The 8,130-nt window shown below is 61.0% G+C and carries 6 protein-coding genes; 4 read left to right on the forward strand and 2 right to left on the reverse strand.

All coding sequences use genetic code 11. The annotated features are described in order from the left end of the window. Positions 1-31: 31 nt before the first annotated feature. Positions 32-1,933 carry a polysaccharide biosynthesis protein gene (locus tag KUL93_RS09325; protein WP_217126781.1) on the reverse strand — a complete coding sequence of 634 codons (1,902 nt, stop codon included), beginning with the start codon at positions 1,931-1,933 and terminating at the stop codon, positions 32-34. Positions 1,934-2,008: 75 nt separating this feature from the next. Next, the gene (gene cysQ, locus KUL93_RS09330; protein WP_217126782.1) at positions 2,009-2,893 is read right to left on the reverse strand and encodes a 3'(2'),5'-bisphosphate nucleotidase CysQ; all 885 of its coding nucleotides are present in this window, start codon (positions 2,891-2,893) and stop codon (positions 2,009-2,011) included. Positions 2,894-3,040: 147 nt separating this feature from the next. Between cysQ and cysD the strand changes: the two genes are divergently transcribed. From cysD to KUL93_RS09350, 4 genes are all read left to right on the forward strand, one after another. Next, complete coding sequence (gene cysD, locus KUL93_RS09335; protein WP_249419398.1) at positions 3,041-4,471, forward strand: sulfate adenylyltransferase subunit CysD; 1,431 nt, start codon at positions 3,041-3,043, stop codon at positions 4,469-4,471. A gap of 8 nt (positions 4,472-4,479) precedes the next feature. Beyond that, positions 4,480-6,471 carry an adenylyl-sulfate kinase gene (gene cysC, locus KUL93_RS09340; protein ID WP_430408211.1) on the forward strand — a complete coding sequence of 664 codons (1,992 nt, stop codon included), beginning with the start codon at positions 4,480-4,482 and terminating at the stop codon, positions 6,469-6,471. 13 nt (positions 6,472-6,484) lie between these two features. Next, positions 6,485-7,282 carry a sulfite exporter TauE/SafE family protein gene (locus tag KUL93_RS09345; RefSeq protein WP_249419402.1) on the forward strand — a complete coding sequence of 266 codons (798 nt, stop codon included), beginning with the start codon at positions 6,485-6,487 and terminating at the stop codon, positions 7,280-7,282. A 92-nt stretch (positions 7,283-7,374) separates the two neighbouring features. Next, the gene (locus KUL93_RS09350) at positions 7,375-7,953 is read left to right on the forward strand and encodes a DUF3782 domain-containing protein (RefSeq protein ID WP_217126785.1); all 579 of its coding nucleotides are present in this window, start codon (positions 7,375-7,377) and stop codon (positions 7,951-7,953) included. The last annotated feature ends 177 nt before the right edge of the window (positions 7,954-8,130 follow it).

Genomic DNA, 8,130 nt, shown 5'->3' on the forward strand with positions numbered 1-8,130 from the left:
GAAAAGCGCCCCCGCCGGGAGGGGGGCGTTTCTACTGCGGCGGCGTTTCCGCGCAAAAAGGGGTCTTTTCGCTGAGGATGGCAAAGAGCACCGCGCGCACGCTCTCCCCTTCGCGCCACTGAATCGCCTGCTGCAACGCGGCAAGGTAGGGCTGCAACGCCGCCTCTTCCCAAAAGGGTTCGATTGCGCGGCGGATTTTGGGGTGTTGCGTGGGCTGCACGTTTTCCCCGATCACCAACGTTTCGTGCAGCTTCTCCCCGGGGCGCAAGCCGGTAAAGATGATTTCGATGTCGCCGTCTGGGTTCTGTTCGGTGCGTTCGCTGAGCCCCGCAAGGCGAATCAGTTTGCGCGCAAGGTCCAGGATCGCCACCGGTTCCCCCATGTCGAGCAGAAAGACTTCCCCCCCTTGCGCGATGCTGCTTGCTTGCAGCACCAGCTCCACCGCTTCGTGGATCGACATGAAGTAGCGCGTCACCTCGGGGTGGGTCACCGTGATCGGCCCGCCGCGCAGAATCTGCCGCTGAAAAAGCGGCACCACCGATCCCGACGAACCCAAGACGTTGCCAAATCGCACCACACAGTAGGCGTTGCCGCGCGCGCGCTCCTGATGCGCAGCCGCCAGGGTGATCAGTTCCGCCCAGCGCTTGGTCGCGCCCATTACGTTGCTGGGGTGCACGGCTTTGTCACTGGAGATCAGCACAAAGCGCGAAACCCCTTGCGCGCGGCACGCCGCAACGACGCGTGCGCTACCGATCACGTTGTTGCGCACGCCGGAGATCAAATTCTGCTCGACCAGCGGCACATGCTTATAGGCAGCAGCATGAAAGACGGTGCAGATTCGGTGTTGCGCGAGCAGCCCTTCCAGCCACGGCTGATCCTCTACGGTACCCAATGCGGGGACCAGCGCGCTGAACCCCATCTCCAGCAGCTCTTGTTGCACCCGGTAGAGGGCAAATTCGTTGGCTTCGACCAAAACCAGCCGTTTCGGTCCCAATAGCGCGATCTGTCGGCAGAGTTCGCTTCCAATCGATCCGCCTGCGCCCGTGACCATCACGCTGCGCCCAGCCACCGACCTTTGAAGCAGCGACAAATCGGGTTGCACGCGGTTGCGCCCCAGCAGATCGCCCACATCGACTTCCCGCACGATGCGCGGAAGGTAGCGCCCCGCAGTGAAATCGGCCACTGGCGGCATCACCCGAACCCGCAGGTTGTGCTGCGTCAGCCGTTCGATCACCTGACGCCGTTTGTATTCCGAGGCGTGGGGCAACGCAACGATCGCCTCCTGGATCTGGTATCGCCGCAAAAGCAATGGAATCTCATCCGGCGCATAGACCGGCAACCCACCAAACTCTTTGCCGATCACCGCAGGATCGTCATCGACGAACGCCGCGGGAAAAATCTCCTTGCTCTGCCGCAACGCCGAAACCAATTGCCAGCCGGCGTCGTTGGCGCCGTAAATGAACGCCTGCCGCCCACTGTACTGGTGCTGCAACGGACGCCAAAGAAGCGCACGCAACCCAAAGCGCAGGGCGCCGACCAACGTCACCAACGAAACGCCAAAGACCCATCCCGCAAGCCCCAGCCGGAAAAGCGGCCAGTCGGGAAAGAGGATGCGCAACCAGACCAGCCAGAGGAAGGTCGTGGCAAGCACCGCTTTCAGCAACGTGAAGAGCGCCTGCTCGGTGATATAGCGGATGATTTGGCGATAGAGTCCGAACGTGTGAAAGACGCCCACCGCCGCAGCGAGCGACCCCAACCAAGCAGCCCCCCACTGAAGGAGGGTTAGCTCTGGGGTGAGCACGAAAAGGGTGAGCCCGCTGATCACAACGAGCAGCAACGCGTCGCAGAGCATGAGCGCCCCCTTTTTTCGGGACGCAGGCCAGTGCGACGCAGCAGTATGAAGCCAATAAAGCCAGTAACTGTTTCGCTGCACGCTCAGCTTCCTCCCCTTCTGCGCCGTGTTCTCTGTGCCGCGCAGCAGCTAGAGGCGATTGTCGCACATCGGCAATCAATCCGCCAAGCCGTCCGCCACTTTGTCCGCTGGGGTGGTCGCGCGCAGCGCGCAAGGCTCGTGGACACGAAATGGGGGGATCTCCCCTCCCAAAAGGGCGCGCAAGCCGACCGGATCGCCAGCGGCGACGAAGTCGGGGTTGCGCATGGGACGATCGACCCCGTAGCGCAGCGCCGTTCCGGCAATATCCGTCACGATTCCGCCGGCTGCCGCCAAAATTGCGTGCGCTGCCGCGGTATCCCATTGGCAGGTCGGTCCCAGTCTGGGATAGAGATCGGCCGAACCTTCGGCAATGCGGCAAAATTTCAAGGAACTTCCCGCGGTGGTCAGTGTGTGGGCAAGCGGCAGATGGTTGAGCCATTCCGTGAGTCGATCGCTGCCGTGGGCGCGGCTGGCAATGACGCGCAGCGGCTTATCGGGATGCCACGGTTGCGTCGTGATGGGGAAGACCCCTTTGCTGCTCGTGCGAAACGCGCCCAGCCCGCGCACCGCGAAGTACCCTACCCCCAGCGCAGGCGCAACGACGACGCCCGCAATCGGTTCGCCTTTTTCGATCCACCCGATATTGACGGTGAACTGATCGTTGCGCTGCAAAAATTCTTTGGTGCCGTCCAAAGGGTCAACCAGAATCAGCGCGTCTTGCGCCAACGACGCGGCCGAAGATTCGAGCGCCGACTCTTCGGAAATCACGGGAACGCCGGCAAACAACTTGGCTAACCCCGAGCGGATTACTTCGTCGGCACGAAGATCCGCCTCGGTCAATGGGGAATCGTCCCCTTTGCGCCACACTGCGCCGCCTGCGCGGTAAACCGCCAGGATCTCTTCACCCGCTGCCCAGGCCAGTTTGAGCAGTGCGTCGATATCGACTTCGCTAAGCGCCACCCTCTCTCTCCTCTTTTGCGCAGAACGGCAATACTACGTCAGATCTTCGCGACGGACAACCATGTCGTAATTTGCAAAAACCTATTGCGTTTTTTGAAAATTTAGCTAAAATGAGTGCCTCTTGCATAGTAAAACCGGTTTTTGCAAATGATAACAACCCTTTTTTCGTTTGACTGCGTCGGCAGTAGCGCCGCGCTCCTGGAATCCTGTACAACGGACGCGGCGCGCCGCGCGTTGCACCGCCAACTGGAGCGGCTGTTGCCGTCGCCGCTTACCGCAGAGGGGCTGACCGATGAAAGGGGGCGGCCGGTTACCCGTGTGGTCGCTGCATGGGCGGCAGAGACGGCTCGCGCACGACGAGACAAGGTGCTTTTTTTGCAAGAAGCGGAAGTTGAAGGCAAACGGCTCTTGTTGGCAAACGACGGACGGGGGGCGCGCTGGTGGGTCGTGGTGCGCCCAGATGCACAGTCAGGGCGCGACGCTGCGCTGCTGGTCGCTCTTCAGCAACTCATCGACCATTTTGGCGTTCGGCCGCTTACCCTCTTTCCGCATGGCGCACTGGTCCCAGTGTTGCGTAAAGCCACAACGATGGGGCAACTCCCTGCGAACGTCACTCTGCCGTGGTTCGCTTATCCACCGGTGATTCCCGCAGAGCTATTTACCGTTCACCCCCGCTTGCCGCTTACGCCGCACCTCAAGCGGCTGGAGGAGGAGAGTATCTACATTTTGCGCGAAGCCGTTGCGGAAGCAGAACGGCCGGTGATGCTCTACTCGATTGGCAAAGACAGCACGGTGATGTTGCATCTGGCGCGCAAGGCCTTTGCGCCGGCACCAGCGCCGTTTCCGCTGCTTCACGTTGACACCACCTGGAAATTCCGCGAAATGTACGCCTTTCGCGACGCCATCGCTCAGGCATGGGGCTTTGAGCTCATCGTCTATACGAACCCGGAAGTGCGGGAAAAAGGGATCAACCCCTTTGACCATGGCTCAGCGCTTCACACCCAGATCGCCAAAACCGAAGCGCTCAAACAGGCGCTCTCTCAATACCGGTTCGACGTCGTCTTTGGCGGCGCGCGGCGTGACGAGGAAAAAGCGCGCGCCAAAGAGCGGATTTTTTCGCTGCGCACCGCAGACCACCGCTGGGACCCCAAGGGGCAACGCCCCGAACTGTGGCGCACCTTCAATACCCGCAAAGCGCGTGGTGAATCCTTTCGGGTCTTTCCGCTCTCGAACTGGACCGAACGCGATATCTGGCAATACCTCTACCTAGAGGGCTTGCCGGTTGTGCCGCTCTACTTCGCGGCGCCGCGTCCCACCGTGGTGCGCAACGGGCAAATCTTTGTGGTCGACGACGACCGATTCCGTCTGCTTCCTGGCGAAACGATCGAGTTGCGTACCGTGCGCTTTCGCACGTTGGGGTGCTACCCCCTGACTGCGGCCGTGGAGTCTAGCGCCACCACCCTGGAAGCGATCATCGAAGAGCTCCTGACCGCTCGCAGCTCGGAGCGGCAGGGGCGGTTGATTGACGCCGATGAACCGGCCGCGATGGAGCGCAAGAAAATCGAGGGGTACTTCTGATGGACACGATGACGCCAAACCTAGGGCAAAGCCGCGCACAACCCGCCGAAAGACAATTCGACTCGGTCACCACTGCCCCAGCGTGGTGGCACGCGCAACACGAACAAGACCTGTTGCGCTTTCTGACGTGCGGCAGCGTCGATGACGGCAAAAGTACCTTGATGGGGCGGCTCCTTTACGAAACCGGTGCGATCTACGCCGACCAGCTGGCCGCACTCACAGCGGAATCGCAACGTTTCGGCACCACAGGCGGAGGACTGGACTTTGCGCTGCTTTTCGACGGTCTCTCAGCGGAACGCGAGCAAGGGATCACCATCGACGTTGCGTACCGATATTTTGCGACACCGCGACGCAAATTCATCGTCGCCGATAGCCCAGGGCACGAACAGTATACCCGTAACATGGTTACCGCAGCGTCCCAGGCCGAAGCAGCGGTAATCCTTGTCGACGCCCGCAAAGGGATCCTCACCCAGACGAAGCGCCATGCCCGGTTGGTTGCGTTAATGGGTATCCGCCACGTGGCGCTTGCGATCAACAAAATGGACACGGTTGCTTATGCCGAAGCGCGTTATCGGGAACTGGCCCAAACCTTTACGGCTTTTGCCGCAACGCTTGGCCTTACCGAGGTGACCGCTATCCCGGTTTCAGCGCTTGCCGGGGATAATGTCGCAACACGAAGCAGCAAGATGGCCTGGTACCGCGGCCCGACGCTCCTGGGTTGGCTTGAAACGGTGCCAACGGCAGCAACCCATACACCGGGCCGCAATCTGCCTGCTACCGGCGCAGTCGTCCCTGTCCAATGGGTTGCCCGTCCCCATAGCGACTTTCGCGGCTATGCGGGACCGCTTATTGCTGGGCGGCTTAGCGTAGGGGATAGGTTGCTGGTGGCGCGCACTCGGCTTACCGCTGAGGTGTGCGAATGCTACGGAGCGGGTAAGCCGATCGCGGGCGCTCTTGCCGCCCCGCAGCCGGTCCTTCTGCGGCTCAGTCATGAGCTGGACATCAGCCGCGGCGACCTGCTTCTTTCCCCCAATTGGCTTGCCCCTGAAGGTCCTGTGCAGGTGACCGACCAAATCGCTGCCACGCTTATTTGGCTCGACGCCAAAGAGGCGGGGCTCGTAGGACGTCAATATGCGATAAAGATCGGATCGCAGTGGGGCAGCGCCATCCTCACCGCGATCAAGGGGCGGCGCAACGTCGATACGGGTGCGGAAGAGGCAACCAAAACGCTTGCGATGAACGACATCGCCGAGGTGACTCTCTCCTTTAGCGCGCCGCTTGCGCTTACCCCGTTCGAGACGTTCCCAGCGCTGGGCGGCTTTATTCTGGTAGATCGCTTCACCAACGCGACCGTTGCCGCGGGGCTTGTCCGCCACAGTCTGCGGCGTGCAGAAAATCTCCACCCTCATGCCCACACCATTAACCGCGCGGCACGCGAACGGCTAAACGGCCATCGGGCGCAGGTTGTCTGGCTTACTGGCCTTTCAGGCGCTGGAAAATCGACGATTGCCGATCTCTTGGAACGGCAACTGTATGCCCAAGGGGTGCGCACGTACCTGCTCGATGGTGACAATCTGCGCACTGGACTCAACCGTGACCTTGGTTTTACCGATGCCGACCGGGTCGAAAACATCCGCCGCGCCGCAGAAGTGGCAAAACTGATGACCGATGCGGGGTTGGTCGTGATCGTTGCGCTCATCAGTCCGTTTTGCGCCGAGCGGCAGATGGCGCGCGAAATCATCGGCGCCGAACGGTTTCTTGAAGTCTTCATCGACGCACCGCTGGAAGTCTGCGAAAGCCGCGACCCGAAAGGGCTCTACCGCAAAGCGCGCGCGGGACTCATCCCGAACATGACTGGCATCCAGTCGCCGTATGAACCGCCGCAAGCGCCGGACCTGCGCATCGACACGAGCCAAATGGCGCCCGATGCAGCCGCGCAAGCCATTTTGGCAAAACTCATCCCGACCATCAGCGCTCATTCAGAACAGACACCACCGTGAGCGAAGCGTGACCATGCTTGACCCAACGTTGATCGCGGCGGGGGCACTCACCGGTTTTGTGGTTGGATTGACCGGGGTTGGTGGTGGCGCGCTGATGACGCCAATCCTGCTTCTCTTCTTTGGTGTAAACCCGTTCACCGCGGTGGGTACCGACCTCTGGTTTTCTGCGCTCACCAAGCTCTTTGCTTCGCGTGCGCACCACGCGCACGGATTGATCGATTGGGGCGTTGCGCGCCGCCTCTGGATGGGGAGCTTGCCGGCAGCGGGCCTTACCTTGTTGGCGATTCACTACGCTCCGATCACCGCCGCGACGGTTGCGTTCCTCAAAGGGGTGATCGCCGTTGCCGTGCTCGTCACCGCGGTGGGGCTGCTTCTGCATAAACCCCTTCACGCGCTCGGACAAAAATGGCGCACCCAAAAAGCGCACCGTTTCAAAACCGTGCAAATGCCTCTCACGGTGGCTGCCGGAGCGCTACTGGGGGTGCTGGTCACCCTTACCTCTGTGGGCGCTGGCGCTCTGGGGGCAGTGCTGCTGACTTACCTCTACCCCTTTCGCCTAACCCCGCCGCGACTGATCGCCACGGACATCGTCCATGCCATTCCGCTGACTGTGTGTGCAGGTGTAGGCCATCTGGCGATTGGCAACGTCGATTTTACGCTGCTGGGTAACCTCTTGATCGGCTCGATTCCAGCGGTATTGGCTGGCGCCATGCTCTCGGTGCGCTTGCCCCACACGTTTTTACGAACGGCTCTTGCGTTGGTGCTGTTTTTGATTGGACTCAAAATGGCGCTTGCTTGCTGCGGATTTTGATGTCGCCCGGATCCGCTGGCTGCGCCACCACCCGGATCAGATGCCGGTGCTAGAATATTTCGGCTGCCTTTCGTGAAAGGGGCGCTTAAACCATGACCACCGCCGCTGAAATCTCTTGGGACGACCTCAAAGCGATGATTTTGGGTCTTGCCGAGCAGAGCAAAGAGACCGACCGCCGCATGCAGGAAACCGACCGCCGCATGCAGGAAACTGACCGCCGGATCCGTGCGCTCGAGCGCCAATTGGGGCGCCTGGGGAACCGCCTGGGGCAGTTCGTGCAGGACATGGTCGAACCTGCGGTGGTGCGTCTCTTTCAAGAGCAAGGCATTCCGGTGCATCGGGTGATGCCGAATGTGCGCGCGCGTGACGACGCGGGGCAAACGGTGATGGAGATCGACCTTTTGGTGATCAACGGCGACCATGCGATCGCAGTGGAATGCAAAAGCCGCCTCACTACCGATGATGTCGACGAACACCTCGAGCGCCTTTCGCGCTTCAAAGCGGCGTTTCCCGAGTATGCCGATAAGCTTTTGCATGGGGCGGTAGCGGCGATGGGGGCACCTGATGAGGTGGTGCGCTATGCCGAAAAGCAAGGGCTTTATGTGCTCGTGCAAGCGGACGACGACGTGGTGGTGAGAAACCAGCCAGGCTTTACGCCGCGGACGTGGTGAGCGCGGAATTTAGCGCGGAACTTTCCGCACGGATTCCGCCCCAAACCTCTGTGCCTGCCCCCTTCGACCGACTTGCAGAGCGGAGCGAGCGATGAAAAAGACCCGCGTCGATGAGATGCTCATCGAAATGATCACCCCGAAGGTGCGGGAGATCGAAGAGAAGTTCTCTCGCGGGGA

It is taken from the genome of Hydrogenophilus thiooxidans (genome assembly GCF_019049855.1).
In the GTDB taxonomy this organism is placed as follows: Bacteria; Pseudomonadota; Gammaproteobacteria; order Burkholderiales; family Rhodocyclaceae; genus Hydrogenophilus; species Hydrogenophilus thiooxidans.